This is a genomic window from Sphingomonas sp. PP-F2F-G114-C0414, assembly GCF_003688595.1.
GTDB lineage: Bacteria > Pseudomonadota > Alphaproteobacteria > Sphingomonadales > Sphingomonadaceae > Sphingomonas.
The window spans coordinates 252,112-275,684 of record NZ_RCWT01000011.1 but is presented as its reverse complement, the minus strand read 5'-3'; the positions used below and the strand labels follow the sequence as shown (position 1 = coordinate 275,684).

Sequence of the window (23,573 nt, the reverse complement as noted above, 5' to 3'; positions counted from 1 at the left end):
CGTTCAGACGCCCATGGCCCCCCGAGGGTTCCCCGCGTTGCGCCCATCCCAGCTTTCGACGAACGCGGTCAGTGCCGCATCGCTCGCCGGAATGTCGATCATCAGCGTGACCAACTGGTCGCCCCGCGTGCCGCCCTTCTTGTGGAAACCCTTGCCCTTGAGGCGCAGCGTCTTGCCCGACGTCGTGCCCTTCGGAATCGTCAGCATCACCGGCTTGTCGACCGTCGGCGCCTTGACCGAACCGCCCAGCACCGCTTCGGCGAGCGTGATCGGCAGGTCGAGGCGGACATCGTCGCCGTCGCGCGTGAAGAACTTGTGCGGCTGGACCTCGATCGTCAGGATCGCATCGCCTGCGCCGCCCGGACCCTGCTCGCCCTTGCCGGCGAGCTTCATCTGCGTGCCGGTCTCGACCCCGGCAGGGAGCTTGAGATCGAGCGTCTTGCCGTCTGCGAGCGTCACGCGCTGCGGCTCTAGCGTGGCCGCCTCGACGAACGGGACCTGCAGGCGATACGCGGCATTCTCGCCCTTGGGCTGCGGGCGCCGACCGAAGCCGCCGGAGAACCCGCCGCCGCCGCCACGCTGCGCGCCGCCGAACAGCCCTTCGAAGATGTCGCTCATGTCGGCCCCGCCGGCGCCGCTCTCATAGCCCTCGCTGCGGAAGCCGCCGCCGGGCTGCGGTCGCCCGCCGCCGCCACCGCCGAACCCGAACGGCGACGCGGGATTTCCGTCGCCGTCGATCTCGCCGCGATCGAACCGCGCGCGCTTGTCCTTGTCGTTCAGCAGGTCGTACGCGTTGGTGACCGTGCTGAACCGCTCCGACGCCTTCGGATTGTCCTTGTTGCGATCGGGATGAAGCTCCTTCGCGAGCTTGCGGTACGCCTTCTTGATGTCGGCTTCGGTCGCGTCGCGCGCTACACCCAGAGTCTTGTACGGATCGGCCACTTAGGTCCCCATTCTAACTTGCGCGTCTATGTGGGGCGAGCGCGTCCGCAACGCAATTGCGCGCGGGGTGTTTGGTTGCACGAGAGGAACGATCATGACCAAACAACCGATGCAGGGCGTGCCCAAGAACGACGACGGTGCGAAGGAGAAGGACGGCGTGAACAACGCGCCGGCCAAGGACAAGGGCGGCGAGAGTGGCGGCGGCTCGTATCCGAACCCGCACGACGAGAAGTAAGATCCACCCATTCGGTCATGCCGGGCTCGTTCCGGCATCCACGGTTCCGCACAATCGGGAAAGCTGAGTACGCGGAACGGTGGACCCCGGAACAGGTCCGGGGTGACGGAGTGGGTTAGGAGAGTTGGGTATCCTCCAACGGCGCAACGTCGACACTAACATCCATGTTCTGCGCCCCCGACCCGAGCACCACCCCGTCGACCGGCGCGATCTCGGCATAATCCCGCCCAACCGCCATCACGATGTGATCGCTCGCCATCCAGATCCCGTTGGTCGGATCGACCCCGACCCAGCCGCGCACCGGCCCGCACCACAGCAGCACCCAGGCATGCGTCGCATCCGCCCCGACCAGCCGCGGCTGACCCTCGGGCGGGATCGTCCGGATATACCCCGACGCATACGCCGCAGGCAGCCCCGCCGCGCGTAGCCCTGTGATCATGATCTGCGCAAAATCCTGGCACACGCCCTTGCGCTGGAGGAACGCCTCGTGCGGCGTCGTATCGACGAGCGTCGCGTCGGCGTCGAACTCGAACTCAACCTGGATCCGGCGCGCGAGCGTGATCCCGGCCTCCAGCGCCCCCCGCGAAGGATCGAGATCGACCGCGCAATAGTCCGCGATCGCCTGGTCGAGCGGGATCAGCGGCGAGGGATAGATGTAATTCGCCGGGCTCGCCGCGGAGAGATCGGTGCTCGCCCGCGCCATCGCCGCTATCTCGCCTAGCGTCGGATCGCTGGCATCGGGCACGGGCACGAGGCGGTCCACCGTCATCCGCGACCGGCTCTCGATCGTCAGGTGGCGAACCGGGCTGTCGACGACCAATCGCGTCACGTTGGCCAGCCCCGCCTCCGCCCGCGCCGTGCTGGTACGCCCGGCCGGATGCACCGACAGCGCATAGCTATCCAGATGCTGCCCCGGCCAGTCGATCGGCTTCAACCGCAGATTGCACCGCGCAAACTTCACGCTCGCGCCATAATCGAACGTCGTAACGTGGCGAATATCGTAGATCATGACCGCAAACCGATGCCCGTAGCTGAGAGGGACGCTCTCTTCTTGCCCCCTCTCCCCTCCGGGGAGAGGGCTGGGGTGAGGGGCTGTTCCAGGCGCAGCATTGCTTGGCTGCCCCTCACCCCGACCCTCTCCCCGGAGGGGAGAGGGAGTAGGCCGCGCACAGTCACGCCCACCCTCACGCCAACGTCAGCCCGCTAGTCCGCAACGGCTCGGCCCCTTGCAGGAAATACCGCCGCGCCAGCGCATCCGACACCGCGCCGAGACGCCGCTCGATATCCCCCAGCGTCTCCGCATTCAGTTCCGCCGCGGTCGCGGTCATCACGATCGCCTGCAGCCCGGTCGCCTGCGCCTGTTGCGGCTCCGCCATTTCGTCGTCGCTCAGCACCGGCAACTCCGCCAGTCGCGCCGCGATCCGCTCCGCCGAAAACGCGAGGCTGCGCGGATTGCCTGGATCGAGCGCCACCAGATCCATCACCGGCACGCGCGCGATCCCGGTCGGATAGCGCTGGCGATAACTGATCTGGCTGTCGGCAAGGTCGAGCAGCACCGACAGATCGTCCGGCGACGCCCCCGGCATCCCGAACAACCGGATCGCCCGCGCCATCGCCATCGCCCGCTCAATCCGCCGCCCGAGATCGTGGAAACGCCACGCCGCCGTCCGCCCCATATGCTCCGCCGATAGCCCCGCGATCGCCGCGTACCGCCGTTGCAGCGACCCGGCCCGCTCCAGCATCCCGCGATGCGTCGGGAAGGGCGCCTCGAGCAACCGCACCATGTCCGCCGACAAGCGATCGCGCGAGCCTTCGCCGATCTCGCGCGCGTGGCGGTTGAGCGTCAGGATCGACTGCCAGCGCTCATCCTCCATCGCGGTCCGCGCGAGCGCGGTCAGGTCGGCGCGGCGCAAGCTCGGCGGGTGCGGCGCGCTACCCGCCCCGACGATCAGCCCGACCAGCTTGCCCACCGTAGTGGGCGACAGCACGGCACCCCCGTCGACGTCGATCGAATTGCCAAGCATCACCCGGATCGCGCCGAGCAGAGCCTCACCCCGCTCCAGATAGCGCCCGAGCCAGTAGAAATTGTCCGCCACCCGGCTCGGCAACGTCCCCGGATTGCGCCGCACCTGGAGTGAGTCCGCGGCGGTCAGCAGCGACACCGGCGCGACCGGCTCGGCGCCATAGATGCAGACGTCCGCGGACCAGATGCCTTCGCCCATCACCGCCGCCCGCGCGTCGGGATGCTCGCCGATCCGCGCGAATCCGCCGGGGAGGACGGTCCATTCGCCGTCGCCGTTACGCGCTGCGAACACGCGCAGGGTGAAGGGGCGGGGGACCAGCGCATCGCCGACCACGACCGGCATCGTCGAGAGCTGGACCAGTTCCTGCCCGACATAATCCTGCGGCCGATTCGCCATGTCGGCAAGCAGACGCGTCCGGTCCTCGCCGGTGATGTCGGCCCCCGTGACCGGGCCGCCGGTCATGCCGAGAGGGCGCGAATGGAACGCCGGACCGATCAGCAGGCGATCGAAATTCGCCTCGACCTGCGCCCGCGCGCCGTCCTGCCCGCACCACCACGTCGCGATGTTGGGGAGCAGCAGGTCCTCGCCGAGCAGCGACTTCGCAAGCTGCGGGAGGAACGCGGAGAACGCCGGCGCCTCCAGCACGGCCGAGCCCGGCGCGTTCGATAGCACAACGTTGCCGGCCGCGTACGCGTCGATCAGCCCGGGCACGCCGATCTGCGAATGCGTGTCGAACGCCAGCGGATCGAGCAGTCGCGGGTCGAGCCGCCGCCACAGCGCATCGATCCGCTTGAGCCCGCCGATGGTGCGGACATAGACCTTGTCCTCCAGCGCGGCGAGATCGGCGCCCTCGACCAGCAACAGCCCGAGATAGCGCGCGAGGTGCGCTTGCTCGGGATAACTCGGGTTGAACCGGCCGGGGGTGAGCAGCCCGATCCGCGGGTCGGTCCGCTTGCACATCGCCGCGATCCCGGCGCGGAAGGCTGCGAAGAACGGCGCGTGGCGCTGGACGTTGAGCCGATCCTGCAAACCGCCGAGCGTGCGGCTGACGGCGATGCGGTTCTCCAGCGCGTACCCCGCACCAGCGGGTGCGCGGAGGTGATCGGCGAGCACGCGCCACTCGCCGGTCGGCCCGCGACCGAGATCGATCGCGATGAAATCGAGGTGCCTGCCGCCGGGCGGGTCGAGCCCGACCATCGGTCGCAGGAAGAACGGGCTGCCGGTGACCAGCGCGGCGGGGATATGGCCCTCCGCGACCAGCTTTCCCTCGCCGTAGAGGTCGGCGATCACCGTCTCCATCAACGTCGCGCGCTCGATCACGCCGCGCTCGATGCCGGACCATTCGCCGGCCTCGATCAGCAAGGGTACGGGCGAGACCGGCCAGGGGCGCTCGTCGGGTTCGTCGGCGATGCGGAAGCCGGTGCCAATGTCGACCGCATGCCGCTGGACGCGTTCGCGGATGTGGCCGAGGTCGTCCGAGGCGACCATCGCGAGCTCGGCGAACATCGCCGCCCAGGCGGGGTCGGCGTCCTTGCAGAGCACGTCGGCGCCAGTGGTGCGCGCGCAATAGTCGGCGATCCAGCGCTCGGCATGGATCATCGCGTCGAAAAGGGGCGCGGTGTGCGTCGCCGTGTCCAATGCCTCAAGCCCCCGAATACAGGCGGCGGTGTTTCACCTTTCGACGCGGCGGTGCAACATAAATTGTCGCTTCGGGTCATACCTTACTCTTGTTCCCTCGCGAACGCGGGGCCCCAGGAATCCCAAGCGCTGCGTGCAGTTACCCTGGACCCCCGCGTTCGCGAGGGAACAGTAAGGGGGCAAACTGTCGCCTCCAAAAACCACCACCCCGGCGAAGGCCGGGGCCCAATTGGGGGACGGCGATAATGAAGAGCATCGCTCCGTTACCACCACCTTGCCAATTGGGCCCCGGCCTTCGCCGGGGTGGTTATGGTTGTGGTTGTGGGGAGGGGGAATGGCTCAAAGATCCGGCAGCACCTGATCCGCCACACCCCAACCCGCCAGCGCCCGCGACCCAGCCCGCGCGATCAACTCCGCCCCATCCCGCACACCCCATCTCGCGGCCGTCTCGATATCCCGCAACTCGGTCCAAGACACCGGTGCCGCCACCGGCGCCCCCGCTCTCGCCCGCGCCGAATACGGCATCACCGCGGTCGCCCCGCGCTGGTTGCGCAGCCAGTCGATGAAGATCCGCCCCTTCCGCTTGGCCTTCGCCATTGTCGCGACGAAGCGGTCGGGATCCGCCCCCGCCATCGCCCGCGCGAAGCGATCGGCGAAGTCCTTCACCGCCGGCCATTCCGCGTCCGGCGTCAGCGGCACGACCACGTGCACGCCCTTGCCGCCCGAGAGCATCGGGAAGCTGACCAGCCCGAGTTCGGCGAGCTGGTTTTTCAGATGTTCGGCCGCCTTCTTGGTGTCGCCGAAGTCGAGCCCCTCGTCCGGGTCGAGATCGAATATCAGCCGGTCCGGCTTCTCCAAGGTCGCGTTCGACGATCCCCAGCCGTGGAACTCGATCGTCCCCATCTGCACGCACGCGACCAGCCCGTCGGCATCGTCGACGTACAGATAGTCCTCGGTCGAGCCGTCCTTCTCGCGGATCGGCACCTGATGCACCGCGTCGCCGAAGCTCCCCGCGTCGTGTTTCTGGAAGAAGCACGCGCGCGAGCGGCCCTGGGGGCAGCGGACGAGGCTGATCGGGCGATTGCCTGCAACCGGGAGCATGATCCCCGAGACCGCGACGTAATAATCGGCGAGATCGCCCTTGGTGACGTCCGACCTGTCGAAGATCACGCGGTCGCGGCTGCTGACCTTGATGCTCGTCTCGGGCCGGGCGTCTGGCAGCGGGGCAGGGGTCTCGGCGACGACGTCCTTCGCCGCCTTGTCCTCGCGCAGGCCGATGAAGCTCGAATGGCGCAGCACGCCGTCGGGGGTGACTTCGGCAAAGGCGACCTCCGCGACCAGTTTCGGCGTCACCCATTTCGCGCCGCGGACCGCTGCCTTGGGGGCTTCGACCGTCGGCGTCTTGCGGTCGAGCGCGTCGAGCTTGTCGCGGATCTCGTCCATCAACGCCTGGTCGAACCCGGTGCCGACCTTCCCCGCATACCGATAGCCTTTGCCCTCGCGGACGCCGAGCAACAGCGACTTGAAGCCGCGTTTCTTGTCCGACGGCAGCCAGCCGACGATCACGAATTCCTGGCGGTGCGTGCATTTGACCTTGAGCCACGCCTTGGTCCGCTTGCCCGCATACGGCGCGTCGGCGCGTTTCGAGACGATGCCTTCGAGGCCTTCGCGGCACATCGTCTCGAACAGTTGCTCGCCTGCGCCGATCACGTGGTCGGAGTAGCGGAGACGGTCCTCGTTCTCGGGGATCAGCGGCTGCAGCCGCGCCTTGCGGTCGAGATTGGAGAGGCCGGTAAGGTCTTCGCCGTCGAGTTCGAGCAGGTCGAACGCGAACAGCGTCATGTCGCCGCCCGCGGAGATCGCGTCCTTCAGCGTCGAGAAATCGGGGTGGCCGTCCTTGAACGCGACGATCTCTCCGTCGATCAGCGCGGATTTTACGGGGAGCTGCGCGGCGGCGTCGGCGATCGCGGCGAACTTGTCGGTCCAGTCGAGGCCGGTGCGGGTGAAGACCTTGGCCTTGCCGTTGGCGACGGAGATCAGTGCACGGTAGCCGTCGTATTTCACTTCGTGGAGCCAAGCGGAGCCGGTGGGGACGGCGTCGACGAGGGTGCAGAGTTGTAGGTCCCGAAATTCCTCCCCGGCACGGGGAGGGGGACCGCCGGGACCTTTCGCGGTGGTGAAGGGGGGCTTGGCGCTGGCGACACCTTTACGGCTGGCGGTACTCTTGCGGCCCGCCCCCTCCACCAGCTTCGCTGGTCCCCCTCCCCGTGCCGGGGAGGATTTGCCCTCCTCGATCTCCACCATCGTGCGGCCGGTCGAGACGCTCGTCAGCGCTTCCTCGACCAGCGTGTCGGTGCCGCCGGCCGCGGCATCGTCGATCTTCCGCAGCAGCCAGTTCTCGCGCTTCTCCTTCGCGCGGGGCTTCAGGCGGATCAGCAGCCATTCGCCCTTCATCCGCTCGCCATCGAGGACGAAGTGGAGATGGCCCTTGTCGAGATCCTTGGCGGACTTGCCCTTGATCGGCGACCAGGTGCCGCGGTCCCACAGCATCACCGTGCCGCCGCCATACTCGCCCGCCGGGATCGTACCTTCAAAGGTGGCGTAGCTCAGCGGGTGATCTTCGGTGCGGACGGCGAGGCGTTTCTCGTTGGGGTCGAGGCTAGGACCACGGGTGACGGCCCAGCTTTTAAGGACGCCGTCGATCTCCAAGCGGAAGTCCCAATGGAGGCGGGTCGCGTCGTGCTTCTGGACCATGAAGCTGTTGCCGTTGCCGGGGGCTAGCGTGCCCGCGGGTTCGGCGGTTTTCGTGAAGTTCCGCTTGGCATTGTAGAGAGCGAGGGGATCGTTGACCATCTTCACCCCTCCCTGGAAGGGAGGGGCCGGGGGTGGGTCGGCCGCTTGGCGGGCGGGGCGCTATTACGGTGAGCGACCCACTCCCAACCCCTCCCTTTCAGGGATGGGAGCTTAAGCACGTTTTTTGGCTGGCGCTTTGGCCGCCGTCTTTGCCGGCGCGCGCTTGGCGGGGGCCTTCTTCGCCGGCGCCTTCTCCGCAGTCCCCCCACTCTTCTCCATCGACTTCTTCAACGCAGCCATCAAATCGACCACGTTCGATCCCGTCTTCCCGCCCGTATCCTTGTCCTCGATGATCTTCTTACCGTTCGACTTGCGCTTGCGTTCGATCAGGTCCTTCAGCGCGTCGACATAGCGATCGTGGAATTCCTGCGGATGGAAGTCCGCGCTGCGCTTTTCGATCAGCGCCTCGGCGAGTTCGAGCAGTTCCTCGGACGGCTTGTCGTCGGGGATCTCGCGGAAATACCCTTGCGCCTTGTGGACCTCATCGGCGTAGCGCAGCGTCTCCAGCACCATCCCGCGTCCGCACGGCTTGAGGCTCACGACATATTCGCGCCCGCGCATCGCGAGCTGGCCGAGCCCGACCTTCTTCGTCCGCTTCAACGCCTCGCGCAGAACGATGAACGCCTCCTCCGCGAGATCGTCGGCAGGCACCACGAAATACGGCTTCTCGTAATACAGCACGTCGATCTCGCTCGCGTCGACGAACTGGGTCAGCTCCAGCGTCTTCTTCGACTCGAGCTTCACCGCGTCGATCTCGTCCTGCTCAAGCAGCACGTATTCGCCCTTCGAGACCTCGTACCCCTTCATGATCTCGTCGGCATCGACCGGCCCGACGCCGGTGACGACCTTGTCGTAATGGATCGGCTGGCCCGACGGCTCGTGGATCTGCTTGAACGACACCGCCGCGCCGGATTTCGTCGCGGAATAGATTTCGACCGGGATCGAGACGAGGGCCAGCCGAATCTGTCCCTGCCAATACGCGCGCGCTGCCACCTTGCGTGTTCCTTCGTTGCGGAAACGATTCGATTACCTGGATCAATCATCGGCGAGGTGGAGTCGTTCCAAAGTTTCGTTCCGCCTCAAATCCCGCTATGGCGCGCGGCATGTCAGACGATCCCTTCACACTGTTCGATAGCTGGTACGCCGAAGCCAAGCAGTCCGAGCCGAACGACCCGAATGCGGTCGCGCTCGCGACGGCGGATGCCGAGGGGCGGCCTTCGGTGCGCATGGTGCTGTTGAAAGGCCACGGCCCCGACGGTTTCGTGATCTATACCAACCGCGAAAGTCGCAAGGCAGGCGAGCTCGCCGCCAATCCGCAGGGCGCACTGCTGTTCCATTGGAAGTCGCTGCGCCGTCAGATCCGCATCGAGGGCCCGGTATCATGGGCGACGGACGAAGAGTCGGACGCCTATTTCGCCTCGCGTGGTCGTGATTCGCAGCTTGGCGCCTGGGCGTCGGAGCAATCGCGCCCGCTCGACAGTCGCGAGACGTTCGAGCAGCGCTTTGCCGAAATGACCGCGAAGTTCGACGGGCAGGACGTGCCCAGGCCGCCGCATTGGGGTGGCTACCGTGTCACGCCGACGCGGATCGAGTTCTGGCAGGACCGTGCGCATCGGCTCCACGAACGGCGGCTGTTCACGCGCGAAGGCGGCAACTGGAGCGAAGGGTTGTTGTTCCCATGACGCAGGACGAACGGCGCAGGGTCATACCTCTCGCAACCCGCGCGGCGCTCGCCAGCGTCGCGATGGCGTGTTTCCTGCTGCTGCTGAAGGGCTTTGCGGCGTGGTCGACAGGCTCCGTCGCGATGCTCGGCTCGCTCGCCGATACCGCGCTCGACCTGCTCGCGTCGCTGGTCACGCTGTACGGCGTGCGGCTCGCGGCGACGCCGGCCGACCACGACCACCGCTTCGGCCACGGCAAGGCGGAGGCGCTCGCCGCGCTGTTCCAGGTCATGCTGATCACCGCGTCGGCGGTCGGTATCGCGTGGCGCGCGATCCTGGCGTTCGGCGATCCGCAGCCGACCACCGGCGCCGATTTCGGCATCGGCGTGTCGGTGATTGCGATCGTCGCAACGGTGTTCCTGCTTTCCTATCAGCGCCGCATAATCCGCCAGACGGGCTCGGTCGCGATTCTGGCGGACAACGTCCACTACCAGTCCGACGTGCTGCTCAACGGATCGGTGATCGTCGCGCTCGTGCTCGATCAATATGTCGGGTGGAGCGGCGCGGATCCGATCTTCGGCATCGTCATCGCGTTGTGGCTCGCCTGGGGCGCGTTCCAGGCGTCGTCGAACGCGATCGACCAGCTGATGGACAAGGAATGGCCCGAAGATCTGCGCACGCAGTTTCTCGACGTGGCGGCGCGCCAGCCCGGCATCCGCGGCATCCACGATTTCCGCACGCGACGCTCGGGCAGCCACGACTTCGCGCAGTTCCACATGGAGGTCGCGCGCGACCTGACCGTGGAACACGCGCACGACATCGTCGAGGCGGTCGAGCGCAATCTCCGCACCGCGTTCCCCAAGGTCGAGGTACTGATCCATCTCGATCCCGAGGGACATGTCGACACCGACAATCCGCTGGTCGAAGCGGACGTGACGCCGCATTGGTTCGGCAAGCGGGTTTAAGGATTCAGGCATGAGAATACCGTTCGCGCAGATCGATGCGTTTTCCGACACGCCGTTCGGCGGCAACCAGGCGGCGGTGATGCCGCTGTCGGCGTGGCTCGACGACGCCGTGCTGCTGAACATCGCGCAGGAGAACAACCTCAGCGAGACCGCGTTCATCGTCGCGTCGGACGACGAGGGCGTCGATTTCGACCTTCGCTGGTTCACGCCGGGGGCAGAGGTGGCCTTGTGTGGTCATGCGACGTTGGCGAGCGGGCATTTCGTGTTGTCGTCGGACACCGCGCTCGACCGGGTGCGGTTCCGGACGCGGCAGGCGGGGATGCTCGAGGTCGCTCGGGCGGACAGCGGCTACACGCTCAAGTTGCCGGCATGGGGACCGAGCCCGAAGGCGATCCCGGAGATCGTCGCGGCGCTGAACGTCGCCGAGCCCGTCGAGACGTTGTGGCACGAGAAGGGCTATGCGCTCGTGATCGTCGACGACGAGGCCGTGGTGCGCGAGTTGAAGCCGGACTTCGCGGCGCTGGCGAAACTCCCCATCGTCGCGATCGTCGCGGCGCGGGGCGAGGCGGCCGACATCGTGAGCCGTGTGTTCACGCCGTATTACGCTATCAACGAGGATCCTGTGACGGGTGCGGCGCACGCGGTGATGGTGCCGTATTGGGCGCCCACTTTGGGGAACAGCTTCACCGCGTATCAGGCGAGCGCGCGTGGCGGGAAACTGACGTGCCGCCTCGACGGCGACCGGGTGGTGTTGGGCGGATCGTGCGTGACGACGATCGAAGGCACGTTCCTGCTGCCGTAAACGCAGCCAAAATACCTCCGTCATCCTGACGAAAGTCAGGATCCAGAGCCACGAACGTCGCCGGTTGTTACCCTGGATCCTGACTTTCGTCAGGATGGCGTGGGGGAGGGGACCCTAGCGTTTCCGCCCCTTGGTCATCGGATCGGGCTTCTTTGGCTTTACCCAGCCGGGCGGTGGCGTCATCCGCTGCTGGCTGGTGCCAAGCCCCATCGCCCCCGGCTGCTGGCGGGTCAGACCAGCCGTGTCCGCCACTTCGCCACCGCCCCGCAACACGCTGATCTGATCGCGCAACTTTCCCGCGGTCTCGAAATCCATCGCCGCGGCGGCGGCTTCCATCTGGCGGCGTAGATCTTCGATATCCATGCCACTCCAACGCGTCAGGCGGCGACGAGTGCCGCTTCGGTTTCCGCGATCCAGCCGCCGCCGAGCACGCGCTCGCCCGCATACAGCACCGCGGCCTGACCCGGCGCAACGCCGTATTCGGGCGCATCGAACACCACGCGGTCGCCGACCAGACGGGCGGGGACGGGCTTCGCCATCGACCGCACCTTGGCGGTCAGCGGTCCGGTGAAGTCGCCGCCTAACCAGTTGATGTCGGTCATCCGGGCAGCCTCGACCGCGAGCGCACGCCGCGGACCGACGACCACTCGCTTCGTGGCGGGCTCCACTCGCACGACATAGAGCGGCTCGGGACTGCCGCCGATCTCCAGCCCGCGCCGCTGGCCAACGGTGAAGTGGATAAGCCCGCGATGTTCGCCAAGCTTCGTGCCCCCCAGATCGACGATATCGCCCGCGGTCTCCGCCGCCTCGGGCCGCAGCTTCTTCACGAGCCCGGCATAATCGCCATCCGGCACGAAGCAGATATCCTGGCTGTCCGGCTTGGCCGCGACGCCGAGCCCGAGTTCGGCCGCGATCTCTCGCACGCGCGCCTTGGGTAGCCCGCCCAAAGGAAAACGCAGATAGTCGAGCTGCGTCTGCGTGGTCGCGAACAGGAAATAACTCTGGTCGCGCGCCGGATCCGCCCCGCGGTGAAGTTCGGCACCATGTACGCCTTCGACTCGCCGGACATAATGCCCGGTCGCCAGGCAATCCGCGCCGAGATCGCGCGCGAGCTTCAGCAGGTCGGTGAACTTCGGCCCCATGTTGCACTGGACGCACGGGATCGGCGTGCGGCCGGCGAGGTATTCGTCGGCGAACTTGTCGACGACCTGCTCGCGAAAGCTCGTCTCGTGATCGAATACGTAGTGCGCGATGCCGAGTCGGTCGCACACCGCGCGGGCGTCGCGGATGTCGCGGCCGGCGCAGCACGATCCCGCGCGGCCGACCGCCTCGCCGTGATCGTACAGCTGCAACGTCACGCCGATCGTTTCGGCGCCGGTGGCATGCGCGAGCGCGGCGACGACCGAGCTGTCGACGCCCCCCGACATCGCCACGACGATGCGCTTTCCGGCCATTACTGGCCCGAGCTGAAAATCGGTCTGATCCATCGCCATCACATAAGCGCGACGGCGTGCGGTTGCAAAAAGATGCGGCGGTTGACGTGGATCAGGGTGAAGCGAACGGAAAACGCGACCAGCGATTGGAAAAAAGCGACAGGTTCACGAAGTCTTTCACGACGTTTTACGGTCCATTCACCCCCTTGCGCTACATCGGGCTTCCCAGACGTTGTCGTGAGTATCCCGTTGGACCTGAGTTTCTCCCGTTTCGATCGCGATGCCGAGCTTACCGTTCTTCCCGGTGAGCTTGCTGTCCTGATCGTCGGCATCGCCGCCCGCCAGGCGGCGAGTCCGACGGCGGCGGTGCAGGCGGGGTTCGTGCGAACGACTGTCGATGCGACGCTGTTCGCGCCGCTCCATGGGGCCTTCAACGGTCCGATGGCAAAGGCCTTAATCCGGTGGAAGGACGAATGAAGATGCTGTTTACTGCGGCGTTTCAGCCGATCTTCAAATCTAGCGACTATCTTTCGCGTGTGCGTATCGAGAGGGGGCCCCCCGCCCCGATCAGAGGTTTCAAATGATCGAGAACCAGAAAATCCGTCCCGGCAAGGTCATCGGGCCGCTTGGCGAGCAACTCACGCTGGACACGCTGCCGCCGCCCGGCACTACGCGGTGGGTGGTGCGGCGCAAGGCCGAGGTGGTTGCCGCGGTGAATGGCGGGCTGCTCAGCGTCGACGACGTCTGCGCCCGCTACGGCTTGACCGTCGAGGAGTTCGCCAGCTGGCAGCGGGCGATCGATCGCTCGGGGATGCCCGGCCTGCGCGTTACCCGCATCCAGCACTATAAATCGCTGTACGAGCGCCAGCAGAAGTATTGAGCGGCAAAACTCAAAACGCGGGCGGAACAAATATCGCCGCTCGCACGTCTTTCCGCCATCGCCCCGGCAACGGGATAAACGGAGGGAAATACAATGGGTCTCATTCTTTGGCTGATCATCGGCGGCGTCATCGGCTGGATCGCTAGCATGATCATGCGCACCGACGCGCAGCAGGGCATCCTGCTGAACATCGTCGTCGGCATCGTCGGCGCGTTCATCGGCGGCCTGATCCTGTCGGGTGGGTCGATCAACAGCGCACCGCTGACGCTGACCTCGTTCCTCGTGTCGCTGGTGGGTGCCGTCATCCTGCTCGCGATCGTGAACCTCGTCCGTCGCGGCAGCGTTCGCTAAACTTCGCTCTCGTCACGCGAAACGAAAGGGCCGTCCGGGCAACCGGGCGGCCCTTTTTCGTGGGCGATCGTCGTCGGATCGGTCGCGATCCTCCCCCTTGGAGAGGGAGGATCGCAGACCTTCAGTTCAGCAGGAACCGAACCGACACCGTCACGGTCACATCCTTCTCGCCGGGCGCGATCTGCGTGCTGTCCTTGGCCATCGACGCGCGGGCCATCATGAACATCGGCTGCGCCGGGCCGCCCGCATCCTGGCCCGATTCGGCGATCGAGACGATCCGCGACACCCGCAGCCCCGCCGCCTTGGCGTACAGATCGGCGCGGCGCTTGGCCTGCGCGATCGCATCGGTCCGCGCCTCGTCGAGCGCCGCGTCGGGCTTGTCGATCGACAGGTTCGGCCCGTCGATCTGGTTCGCACCCTGCGCCACCAGCGCGTCGAGGATCGTGCCGGACTTGGCGACATCGCGGAAGCGGATCGAGACGGTGTTGGTCGCCTGATAGCCGGTGATCACCGGCGGCTGGTTGTCCGCGTAGCGATACTGCGGCGAAAGCTGCACCGACGAGGTCGCGATATCGCGCGGCGCCACGCCCGCGCGCTTCAGCGCGGCGAGCACCTTCGCCATCCGCTGCGCATTGTCGGTCAGCGCCGCCGCGGCGGTCGGCGACTGCGATACGACGCCTGCGCGAATCGTCGCGAGATCGGGCACACGCGTCGTGCGGCCCTCGGCGGTCACGTCCAGCACGGTGCCCGCAGCCGGCACCATCGGCTCGACCGTGGTCGGTGCGGCCTGTGCAAGCGCGGTGCCCGGCAGGACGGCCCCCGGCACGGCGACGACGGCGAGGGCGGCAAGGAACGAGGCGGTCTTCATGATATCTCTCCCGGGTAACTACTGGTGTGCGTGTCGCGCGGATCAGGTCAACGCAAGCTGAACGTCGCGCAAACTCTTCGCACCGCCAGACTCTTCGCACCGCATTGCGAATAGATCGAATTCGAAGCATGTCTTCGTTCCATGCTCGTCGAAGGGCTTGAGCATGGTGACTTATTCAGATAACACAGCGTGCGAACGGCGAAGCGGGTCGAGACAAGACCGGTCGAAATGGGGATTGTGACGCGCATGAATTACGAGACGAAGATGGCGGGTCACCTCGGCGCCAGCGAGAGCGAAGAGCAGCTGGCCCTGCCGGATTACACCGCGCCATCGCATCGCCGTCGTAACATCATCATCGCCGTCCTCGTCGTGCTGGCGATCGTCGCTGCCGTGGTCGCATTCAAGTCGGGGAAGAAGGAGGCCGTCGCCGGCCCGGTGATCGAGCAGGTGCCGACCGTCTCGGTGGTCGTGCCCGGTCGCAAGATCGTCGACCGGACGATCTCCGCCACCGGTACGATCGCGGCGCGTCGCGAGATGCCGGTCGGAGTCGCGGGCGAGGGCGGGATGATCACGCGCGTGCTGGTCGAGCCGGGCCAGTGGGTCGCGGCGGGACAGGTGCTCGCGACGGTCGATCGCTCGGTCCAGACCGAGACCGCGGCGTCGCTGGCGGCATCGGTCAACGTCGCCCGTTCGGACGAGACGATCGCGCAGGCCGAACTCGATCGTGCGCAGCAGCTGGTCGATCGCGGGTTCATCTCGAAGGCCGACCTTCAGCGCAAGGCCGCGACGCGTGATGCCGCCGCTGCCCGCGTGAAGGTCGCGCAGGCATCGCTCGGCGAAGCGCGCGCGCGCAACGGTCGCCTCGACATCCGCGCGCCTGCCGCCGGGTTGGTCCTGACCCGCGGCGTCGAATCGGGTCAGGTCGTCGGCGCCGGGACGGGCGTGTTGTTCCGCATGGCCGCGGCAGGTCAGATGGAGATGCGCGCGCAGTTGAGCGAATCCGATCTCGCCGGTCTGCATCGCGGTGCGCGCGCGACCGTCGTGCCGGTCGGCACGACTCAGGGTTTTCCGGGTGAAGTGTGGCAGGTGTCGCCGGTGATCGACCCGCAGAGCCGCCAGGGCATCGCGCGGATCGCGGTCAAATACGATCCTGCGCTGCGTCCCGGTGGTTTCGCGGCGGCGACGATCGTCGGCGGGGCGACCCAGGCGCCTCTGCTGCCCGATTCGGCGTTGCAGAGCGACGAGAAGGGCAGCTTCGTGTATATCGTCGGCGCCGACGACAAGGCGGTGCGCCGCGCGGTCAAGATCGGTCAGGTCTATGACGAGGGCGTGACGATTCTCAGCGGGCTCGACGGGTCCGAACGCGTTGTTTTGTCCGCCGGCGGATTCCTCGCCCCCGGACAAAAGGTGAAGCCGGTCACGAAGAAAGCGAGCTGATCGCATGAACTTCCGCAACATATCGGCCTGGGCGATCCGCAACCCGGTGCCGCCGATCGTGCTGTTCCTGGCGCTGACGCTGGCCGGCATCGTCAGCTTCATGCGGATGGACGTGAACAACGATCCGGACATCGATTTCCCGATCGCTATCGTCGTCATCAGCCAGCCGGGCGCGGCGCCGACCGAACTCGAGACGCAGGTCACGCAGCGCGTCGAAGCCGCGGTGCGGTCGATCCAGGGGATCGACGAGATCACCTCGACCGTGACCGAAGGCCAGTCGCAGACTGTCGTCCAGCTCAGCATCGGCACGCCGATCGATCGCGCCGTCACCGACGTCCGCGATGCGATCGCGCAGATCCGCAGCAACCTGCCCGAGGGTATCCTCGAACCGCAGGTGTTCCGCGCGAACACTACCGACAACGATCTCGCGAGCTATTCGGTGATCGCCAAAGACATGACGGTCGAACAGCTCAGCTGGTACATCGACAACAACGTCGCCAAGGAACTGCTGTCGGTCCCCGGCATGGCCGCGGTCAACCGCAACGGCGGCGTTAGCCGCGAAATCCGCATCATCCTCGATCCGCTCAAGCTCCAGAGCCAGGGTCTGACCGCGAGCGAGGTCAATAATCAGATCCGCCAGGTCAATCTGAATGCAGCCGGCGGTCGCGCGGAAATCGCCGGTTCCGAGCAGTCGGTTCGCGTGCTCGGCAACGCCAAGGACGCGGTCGCGCTTGCCCAGACCCAGATCAGCGTCGGCAACGGCCGCACCGTGCGCCTCGCCGACATCGCGCAGGTCCGCGATCTCTATGCCGAACAGCGCAGCCGCGCGGCGATCGACGGTCGCCAGACGATCAGCTTCGATTTCCAGCGCTCGAAGGGCTCCTCGGACGTCACCGTCTTCAACGAGGCGGTGAAGAAGCTCGCGGCGATGGAAAAGCGCAACCCGAACGTGCATTTCGTGCTGCGCTCGAACAGCGTCAAATACACCGAAGAGCAATATGAGAGCGCGATCCACGCGATGATCGAGGGCGCTGTGCTCGCGGTGATCGTGGTGTTCCTGTTCCTGCGCGACTGGCGCGCGACGGTGATCTCGTCGCTGGCGATCCCGCTGTCGGCGATCCCCGCCTTCTGGTTCATGGATCTGCTCGGCTTCAACCTGAACCAGATGACGCTGCTTGCGCTCAGTCTGGTCGCGGGTGTGCTGGTCGACGACGCGATCGTCGAGATCGAGAACATCGTCCGGCACATGCGGATGGGCAAATCGGCCTATCAGGCGTCGATCGATGCCGCCGACGAGATCGGTCTCGCGGTGCTGGCGACGACGATGGCGATCGTTGCGGTGTTCCTGCCGGTCGGCCTGATGCCGGGTATCTCGGGACAGTTCTTCAAGAATTTCGGCCTCACCGTCGTTGCGTCGGTGCTGATGAGCCTTGCGGTCGCGCGACTCGTGACGCCGATGCTCGCCGCCTATTTCCTGAAGTCCGCCGGCCCCGCCACGCACGGCGAGGGCATGCTGATGGACGGCTATATGGCCACGCTCAAATGGACGTTGGAGACTGGCAGGGCAAAGGCATCCGCCGCGCGCGGTGGTTTCCGCCGCCTTACCAGCCGTGCCTTCGACCACCGGTTCTGGGTGCTCGGGCTCGGCGTCTTCGCGTTCCTGCTGACGATCGTCATGTTCGGCGTCCTGCCGATGACGTTCCAGCCGGCGCAGGACAGCGATACCTCGATGGCGGTGATCGACATGGTCCCGGGCACGACGCTCGCGCAGACCGAAGCCGTCGTCACGAAGGTCGCCGCGCTGATCGGATCGCAGCCCGACGTCCAGTCGGTCTATGCGCGCAGCGGCGCCAACGGCTCGGTCAATGCCGGCCGCGTCACCGCGACGCTCAAGGACGACCGCAAGATGAAGAGCACGGAGTTCGAGCGCAGCCTCGCACCCCAGCTCGCGGCGATCCCCGACGCGCGCGTCTCGTTCCGCTCGCAGAATGGCTGGGGGGGCAGCACGCGCGACATGAGCGTGACGCTCGGTGGTGACGATCCCAAGCTGCTCGACGAGACCGCGCAGAAGATCGTGACCGAGATGTCGCGCCTGCCGACGCTGGTCGCGCCGCGCGTCGCCGGCAATTTGCAGCGTCCCGAAATCGTCATCAAGCCGCGCTTCGATCTTGCCGCCAATCTCGGCGTGACGACGCAGGCACTGTCGTCCGCGATCCGGATCGCGACGCTCGGCGACATCGACCAGAACTCGGCGCGCTTCTCGCTGTCGGATCGCCAGATTCCGATCCGCGTCGCGCTCGATCAGGGTGCGCGCAGCGAGCTGTCGACGATCCAGAACCTGCCGGTGTCGACCGCGACGGGTGGCTCGGTACCGCTCAACCTGGTGGCCGAGATCACGCTTGGTTCTGGCCCGACCAAGATCGACCGCGTCAATCAACAGCGTCAGCTGACGATCGGTGCCGATCTCGCTCCCGGTATCGTTTCGGGTGTCGCGCAGAAGCAGATCGACGCGCTGCCGACGATGATGAACCTGCCGACCGGCGTGAACAGGCTCGTGCTTGGCCAGTCCAAGTTCCAGGCGGAGATGGTCAACAACTTCATCCTCGCGGTGATCGCGGGCACGTTCCTCGTGTTCGCGGTGCTGGTGCTGCTGTACCGCCGCGCGCTGCCGCCGTTCGTCAACATGGGGTCGCTGTTGCTGGCCCCGCTCGGCGGTCTGCTGGCGCTGTGGGCGACGGGTAATCCGGTGTCGATGCCGGTATTCATCGGCATCCTCATGCTGCTCGGGATCGTCGCGAAGAACTCGATCCTGCTGATCGACTTCGCGCTGGAGGAGATGGGCAAGGGCGTCGACGTCTGGACCGCGGTGGTCGATGCAGGCCACAAGCGCGCGCAGCCGATCGTGATGACCACGGTGGCGATGGTCGCGGGCATGATCCCGACCGCCCTCTCGCTCGGCGGCGACGGATCGTGGCGCGCGCCGATGGGCATCGTCGTGATCGGCGGACTGGTCCTGTCGACCATCCTGACGCTGTTGATCGTCCCCGCGGCGTTCAGCCTCGCGGTCGGGATCGAGCGGTATATCGGGCCGCGCCTCGGCCGCAGCCTGCTCACCTATCGTCCCGGCGACGACGGCAGCGAGGTCATCGGCCTGGCCGATCCGCATCCGTCAGGGCCGCCCTTGTCCGGGCCGCATTCGCCCGGACCGCGGCTCGGGCCGGCGACACCCAAGCTCGGCGACGGCACGCAGCCGGCCGAGTGACACGCCCGCGCCGTTGGTGCTGAGCGAGGTCGAGCCATCGAACGCCGGGATGGCAGTGCGACCTTGCCCGGCACGAACGCTGGCACCGATGGCGTCTGACGGACCGGATTTGCGGCGATCGTGCCGCGCCTTGATCCGGTCGGCGAAACCGACTTGAACTATCCCCGTGTTGAGGGATTGTTTCGGGTATGACGCTTTTACCTCGCACGCGCCCGATCGGCGAAGCACCGCCGGCTGCTCTCGTCCGTATGCGGATCGTCGCCACCGGCCTGCTGGTGCTGATGGCCGCGACGTTCTTCGTCAGCCGCGCACTGATCCCGGTGCACCCCGCGTTCGCGTTCGTCCGCGCGTTCGCCGAGGCGGCGATGGTCGGTGGCTTGGCCGACTGGTTCGCGGTGACCGCGCTGTTCCGCCATCCGCTCGGCCTGCCGATCCCGCACACCGCGATCGTGCCGCGCAACAAGGACCGGATCGGGGACACGCTCGCGCAGTTCCTCCGCGCGAACTTCCTGATCCCCGTCGTCATCGCGCGACGCACGCGTCGGCTCGACGTAGCGGGCGCGATCGCGCGCTGGCTGACCGATCCGCCCGAGGGGGCAGGGGGGCGTTTTCGGCAGGGAGCGTCGAAGCTGGTTGCGCAGGTTCTCGAGGGCCTCGATCCGGCGCGGCTCGGCGGGATGGTCAAGGCCGGGATCGGCGCCCGCCTGCGCGCGACGGAGGTGTCGCCGATCCTCGGTCAGTTGCTCAAGGCCGCGATCGCCGAGCGCCGTCACGCGCCGCTGCTCGAAAGCGCGATCCGCTGGGCGGCCAAGACGCTGGCGGCGAACGACCACCTCGTCCGCGCGATGGTCCACGACAAGGCGGGGTCGATCCTACGCTGGACCGGGCTCGACACGACCGTCGCGGACAAACTCATCAACGGCTTCGACAAGCTGCTCGCGGAGATGGCGGAGGACCCCGAGCATCCGCTGCGGCTGAAGGCGGAGGAGGGGCTCGATCGGCTCGCCTGGGACCTGCAATATGACCGCAGGATGCGCGAGCGCGTCGAGACGATGAAGAACGACCTGCTCGACAATCCGGCGATGCAACGCTGGCTGGATGGCCTCTGGGAGCAGGCGCGCGGTGCTTTACTCGCGATCGCGCGCGATCCGGAGCGCGCGATGGCGGGCAAGCTCGGCGACATCCTGCGCCAATTAGGCGAGACATTACAGCATGATCCCCGCATGTCGCGGACCATCAACCGCTTCGTCCGCCGCGCCGCTGTCGGCGCCGCCGCAGACTACGGCGACAACATCGTCAAGCTGGTCTCGGAAACGGTCCGCAGCTGGGACGCTGATACGATCACTTGCCGCCTGGAAAACGCCGTCGGCCGCGACCTGCAATATATCCGCGTGAACGGCACGATCGTCGGCGGTCTGGTCGGGCTGGTGATCCACAGCATCGATGTGCTGTTGTGAGGGGATGGTGTAGGATTCTTTAGATCGCTCGCGGAACGGCGTGTTTCTGAATAATGTGCCGTAGTTTGTCACTGTCTGCGCTAGGTTAGACTTGAAGATGTTGGCTCCCAAAACAGATCAAGATTCGACCGCATTTGCCGACGTCGAAAACTTGGGTCGGGAGGAACGCGGTCCGACCGCTTTGGGGAATGACAGGTAGCATAGCGGACATAGCTTTCACTCGCTTGCGCGCGCCGCATGAAGGAATGATCCCGACTCCATGCTGCGTTCGAATGGCCGACGATTTTAACCGGCTTTGTGACGTCACGCGGATCGATCCGACTGTCCCGATGCCCTCGTCGCAGAAATGAACGAGGGGCTACGGCCTGCTGGTGCACGACGGCGGTGGCAGCGCGATCGAAATCGCATTCTGCCGGTGGTGCGGAGCTAGCCCGCCCCAATGGACCATTGATGAGAAGAAGCGCGGCTAATCAACTGCCCCGACCAATGTTCGCATATCTCTCAGAAAATTTAAATGCGATTGAACGGTACCACGTATTTCATCCTTATTTAACAAGAATTTTACTAATTGGATCCTAGCTTATTTGTTCAGTATGTCGAAGAAATCGGTTTGCGCGGCATTTGTTTTCGGGATGGCTTCGGGAAAAGCTCTATAGAAAGAGCGTTCGAAGTCCGTCTTATCGCGTGACGCGTTACCGATGCCGATAGTTTGCCAAAGATGTTGACGGAGCGCATCGACCCCCACTTCGTTCGTCAGATACTGATGCAGTTTAAACTTTCGGCCACCGCCCGCGTAAACCACGGGGTTGGCTTCGTCGAGCATTTCTAAAATAGCGCCCTTACTATTGGCGAGAGGGTGATAGATGTATTTTCTCGTAAACCAACCAAAAAACTGCGGGTGCTTAAAGGAGTTCGGATTTTTCCTTTTAAGGCCATATATCTTGTAAATCATGTCGGCGAATTGATTAGGAAATTCTTTTTCCCAAGCCCGAAATTCATTCCGAACAAACTCATTCCACTGTTTAAGGTAGTCTTCCCGCTTTGCGTCCTCGATATAACCGGTCGCAGTATCGACCAAAAATATGATGCCCATCTTTGCTGATGAGCGCATAATTATCTCGGCTTGAACCGCGAGAAAGGCTTGAGAAGGCGCAAGCGCCTTGTCATTGCGGGCTTGTATCAGGGCATCACATATTTCGATAAGGGTCGTGGCCTCATATCCGTCCGCGACGCCCCCAGGCCCCGAGTCGGCATCTGAGTGCCTAAAAAATATGGGGTTTTCGATCTTTTCCCACAGAGAATCGCTTATGGCGGATCGTACCCCCTTGCGCCCCATAGTGCGCAAGAATGCGTTGCCACCTTCGGATTGTAGAGTGAGCGCCCGGGCCATCGCGCCCTTCGCGATTACGCGCCTTTTGTCGAAAAGATTATAAACCTCGATCTCGACATCGCCGATCGGCAACTTGCCTTGATGGCTGGCCTTTGGAAGGCCGTCAGGGTCTTTAATTTTAGCCCAGCGCGCTTGTGCTGCTCGCTTGGCAATTGCCCGCCGGTCCTCCTTCGACAACGAAAGAGCGCGTGCTGCGCCGCCTTTGCTTTGAGGTGAGTCGTCCACGAAGAATCTCCATGCTTGCTGCGCGTGCATGGTGGGATGCTTGCTAAATTACAGCAAGCATTATTTCTCCCGGCGCTAATTATGCTTGCTACTCCGCCTCTGTTTGGCTGCGGATTTGGCACACGCTACGTCCGTCGGGCGTCGTATTCGATGCCTGCTTTGTTCCGCCAAAGTGGCCCCAGTTGGACTGCAGGGGGCGATGCGTTGCGTGGGTCCTTAATCTTACCGGTGGCAATCTTTCCGATCATCACCGCAAGGCCAATCGCGTCGGCTTGGCGTTCAATCCTATTCGGCGCGTAACGGGACTACCGTTCCCAATCTGGCATCGGCCAGCCCTTCGCCTTCGCCAATAAGCGGAGCGGGCCATGTGCGTTCACCGCCAAGGGTTCGTCGGCCCACTCGAAAGTCGGGGCGTCCGAAACATGGTCGGAGTAGAAGCGGATGTGGGCGCGGTCTCGCGCGATGCCTTCGCGGTCCATCCAGGCCTGGATCATGCGCAGTTTGGCCGGGCCGTAGCAATTCTCGCCGTCGATCCCGGCGAGCAGGACGCCGTCGCGGTCGCGGAGGCTCTCGGTGCCGATCACCGCGTCGAAATCCAGACGTCGCGCGATCGCCTCGACGTAGAACCGGTACGACGCGGTTGCCATCACCAGCCGGTAGCCGGCGGCGCGGTCCGCCTCGATCTGCGCGCGGGCGCTGGTGAAGACGCCGTCGCGCATCACGCGGTCGGCGAAGGCTTCGGCAGCCCGGCGTTCCTCGGCGGCCGTCATGCGCTTGCCGAGCATCATCCGCTGCATCATATATTTGAGCCGGCCGCGGCTGATCAGCTTGCCGACATAGCCGAGCGCCGCCACCCCCGCGAACGGGACGAGCGCCAGCCGCCACGGCGCGCCGCCTTTCTTTGCGGTGTGGAGCAGGAACGGCGTCCAGGTCGGCGCGTGCGTGATCGTCTTGTCCATGTCGTAGATCGCGAGACGGATCGCCGGCGTGGTCGAGGGCGCGGTCGCCGGCCTGGTTGCCGGTTCGGCCGAGGGGGAGGCACTGGCAGTCGAGGGGGCAGTCGAGGGGGCGGTCGAGTGCGCGATCGAGGTAGGGGGCGAGGGGGTCGGGGAAGAAATAGTCATCGTCGCGACTTACGCCGCATTCACCT

General features: G+C 65.6%; 21 protein-coding genes. 11 read left to right on the top strand and 10 right to left on the bottom strand.

What is annotated here, in order from left to right:
* Window positions 1-3: 3 nt before the first annotated feature.
* Complete coding sequence (locus tag C8J47_RS10400) at window positions 4-942, bottom strand: DnaJ C-terminal domain-containing protein (protein ID WP_082471017.1); 939 nt, start codon at window positions 940-942, stop codon at window positions 4-6.
* Window positions 943-1,036: 94 nt separating this feature from the next.
* Here C8J47_RS10400 and C8J47_RS19180 point away from each other — a divergent pair, with 94 nt between their 5' ends.
* A complete protein-coding gene (locus C8J47_RS19180) occupies window positions 1,037-1,177 on the top strand; it encodes a hypothetical protein (RefSeq protein WP_181321287.1) in 141 nt (46 codons plus the stop codon).
* A gap of 115 nt (window positions 1,178-1,292) precedes the next feature.
* Here the strand turns inward: C8J47_RS19180 and C8J47_RS10390 are convergent, their stop codons facing one another.
* From C8J47_RS10390 to C8J47_RS10375, 4 genes are all read right to left on the bottom strand, one after another.
* On the bottom strand, window positions 1,293-2,186 hold the full coding sequence (locus tag C8J47_RS10390) for a transglutaminase family protein (RefSeq protein WP_121885597.1): 894 nt from the start codon (window positions 2,184-2,186) through the stop codon (window positions 1,293-1,295).
* Window positions 2,187-2,361: 175 nt separating this feature from the next.
* Complete coding sequence (locus tag C8J47_RS10385) at window positions 2,362-4,800, bottom strand: circularly permuted type 2 ATP-grasp protein (protein ID WP_121885852.1); 2,439 nt, start codon at window positions 4,798-4,800, stop codon at window positions 2,362-2,364.
* Between the two features lie 378 nt (window positions 4,801-5,178).
* Window positions 5,179-7,692 carry a DNA ligase D gene (gene ligD / locus C8J47_RS10380; protein WP_121885851.1) on the bottom strand — a complete coding sequence of 838 codons (2,514 nt, stop codon included), beginning with the start codon at window positions 7,690-7,692 and terminating at the stop codon, window positions 5,179-5,181.
* Window positions 7,693-7,803: 111 nt separating this feature from the next.
* On the bottom strand, window positions 7,804-8,685 hold the full coding sequence (locus tag C8J47_RS10375) for a Ku protein (protein ID WP_121885596.1): 882 nt from the start codon (window positions 8,683-8,685) through the stop codon (window positions 7,804-7,806).
* Between the two features lie 110 nt (window positions 8,686-8,795).
* Here C8J47_RS10375 and pdxH point away from each other — a divergent pair, with 110 nt between their 5' ends.
* From pdxH to C8J47_RS10360, 3 genes are read left to right on the top strand one after another with little or no spacing between them, the layout of a single operon-like run.
* A complete protein-coding gene (pdxH, locus tag C8J47_RS10370; protein ID WP_121885850.1) occupies window positions 8,796-9,374 on the top strand; it encodes a pyridoxamine 5'-phosphate oxidase in 579 nt (192 codons plus the stop codon).
* Window positions 9,371-10,318, top strand: coding sequence for a cation diffusion facilitator family transporter (locus C8J47_RS10365; RefSeq protein WP_056055013.1), 948 nt, complete (start codon window positions 9,371-9,373; stop codon window positions 10,316-10,318). Before pdxH ends, C8J47_RS10365 begins: the two co-directional genes overlap by 4 nt.
* Window positions 10,319-10,328: 10 nt before the next feature.
* Complete coding sequence (locus C8J47_RS10360) at window positions 10,329-11,120, top strand: PhzF family phenazine biosynthesis protein (protein WP_121885595.1); 792 nt, start codon at window positions 10,329-10,331, stop codon at window positions 11,118-11,120.
* A 114-nt stretch (window positions 11,121-11,234) separates the two neighbouring features.
* On the opposite strand, the gene C8J47_RS10355 is transcribed toward C8J47_RS10360, so the two are convergent.
* The gene (locus tag C8J47_RS10355; protein ID WP_056061094.1) at window positions 11,235-11,483 is read right to left on the bottom strand and encodes a UvrB/UvrC motif-containing protein; all 249 of its coding nucleotides are present in this window, start codon (window positions 11,481-11,483) and stop codon (window positions 11,235-11,237) included.
* Window positions 11,484-11,497: 14 nt separating this feature from the next.
* On the bottom strand, window positions 11,498-12,607 hold the full coding sequence (mnmA, locus tag C8J47_RS10350; RefSeq protein WP_121885849.1) for a tRNA 2-thiouridine(34) synthase MnmA: 1,110 nt from the start codon (window positions 12,605-12,607) through the stop codon (window positions 11,498-11,500).
* Window positions 12,608-12,790: 183 nt separating this feature from the next.
* Between mnmA and C8J47_RS10345 the strand changes: the two genes are divergently transcribed.
* The 3 genes from C8J47_RS10345 to C8J47_RS10335 all read left to right on the top strand — a co-directional run bounded on the left by C8J47_RS10345 (window position 12,791) and on the right by C8J47_RS10335 (window position 13,784).
* Window positions 12,791-13,030, top strand: a complete 240-nt coding sequence (locus C8J47_RS10345) for a hypothetical protein (protein WP_231420839.1) — start codon at window positions 12,791-12,793, stop codon at window positions 13,028-13,030.
* A 103-nt stretch (window positions 13,031-13,133) separates the two neighbouring features.
* The gene (locus C8J47_RS10340; protein ID WP_056055024.1) at window positions 13,134-13,433 is read left to right on the top strand and encodes a DUF1153 domain-containing protein; all 300 of its coding nucleotides are present in this window, start codon (window positions 13,134-13,136) and stop codon (window positions 13,431-13,433) included.
* 93 nt (window positions 13,434-13,526) lie between these two features.
* The gene (locus C8J47_RS10335; protein ID WP_056055026.1) at window positions 13,527-13,784 is read left to right on the top strand and encodes a GlsB/YeaQ/YmgE family stress response membrane protein; all 258 of its coding nucleotides are present in this window, start codon (window positions 13,527-13,529) and stop codon (window positions 13,782-13,784) included.
* A 121-nt stretch (window positions 13,785-13,905) separates the two neighbouring features.
* On the opposite strand, the gene C8J47_RS10330 is transcribed toward C8J47_RS10335, so the two are convergent.
* A complete protein-coding gene (locus tag C8J47_RS10330; protein ID WP_121885594.1) occupies window positions 13,906-14,652 on the bottom strand; it encodes an SIMPL domain-containing protein in 747 nt (248 codons plus the stop codon).
* Between the two features lie 246 nt (window positions 14,653-14,898).
* Between C8J47_RS10330 and C8J47_RS10325 the strand changes: the two genes are divergently transcribed.
* From C8J47_RS10325 to C8J47_RS19795, 4 genes are all read left to right on the top strand, one after another.
* Window positions 14,899-16,089: an efflux RND transporter periplasmic adaptor subunit gene (locus C8J47_RS10325; protein ID WP_183129071.1), complete on the top strand. Its 1,191-nt coding sequence runs from the start codon at window positions 14,899-14,901 to the stop codon at window positions 16,087-16,089.
* A 4-nt stretch (window positions 16,090-16,093) separates the two neighbouring features.
* Window positions 16,094-19,351: an efflux RND transporter permease subunit gene (locus C8J47_RS10320; protein ID WP_121885593.1), complete on the top strand. Its 3,258-nt coding sequence runs from the start codon at window positions 16,094-16,096 to the stop codon at window positions 19,349-19,351.
* A gap of 188 nt (window positions 19,352-19,539) precedes the next feature.
* Window positions 19,540-20,808, top strand: coding sequence for a DUF445 domain-containing protein (locus C8J47_RS10315; protein WP_121885592.1), 1,269 nt, complete (start codon window positions 19,540-19,542; stop codon window positions 20,806-20,808).
* Between the two features lie 365 nt (window positions 20,809-21,173).
* Window positions 21,174-21,278 (top strand): hypothetical protein, encoded by a 105-nt coding sequence (locus C8J47_RS19795; RefSeq protein WP_404969276.1) that lies wholly within the window; start codon window positions 21,174-21,176, stop codon window positions 21,276-21,278.
* Window positions 21,279-21,388: 110 nt separating this feature from the next.
* Here the strand turns inward: C8J47_RS19795 and C8J47_RS10310 are convergent, their stop codons facing one another.
* Together C8J47_RS10310 and C8J47_RS10305 are read right to left on the bottom strand one after the other, a co-directional pair.
* Window positions 21,389-22,423: a P63C domain-containing protein gene (locus tag C8J47_RS10310; protein ID WP_183129070.1), complete on the bottom strand. Its 1,035-nt coding sequence runs from the start codon at window positions 22,421-22,423 to the stop codon at window positions 21,389-21,391.
* Between the two features lie 305 nt (window positions 22,424-22,728).
* A complete protein-coding gene (locus tag C8J47_RS10305) occupies window positions 22,729-23,547 on the bottom strand; it encodes an HAD family phosphatase (protein ID WP_310886126.1) in 819 nt (272 codons plus the stop codon).
* Window positions 23,548-23,573: the final 26 nt, after the last annotated feature.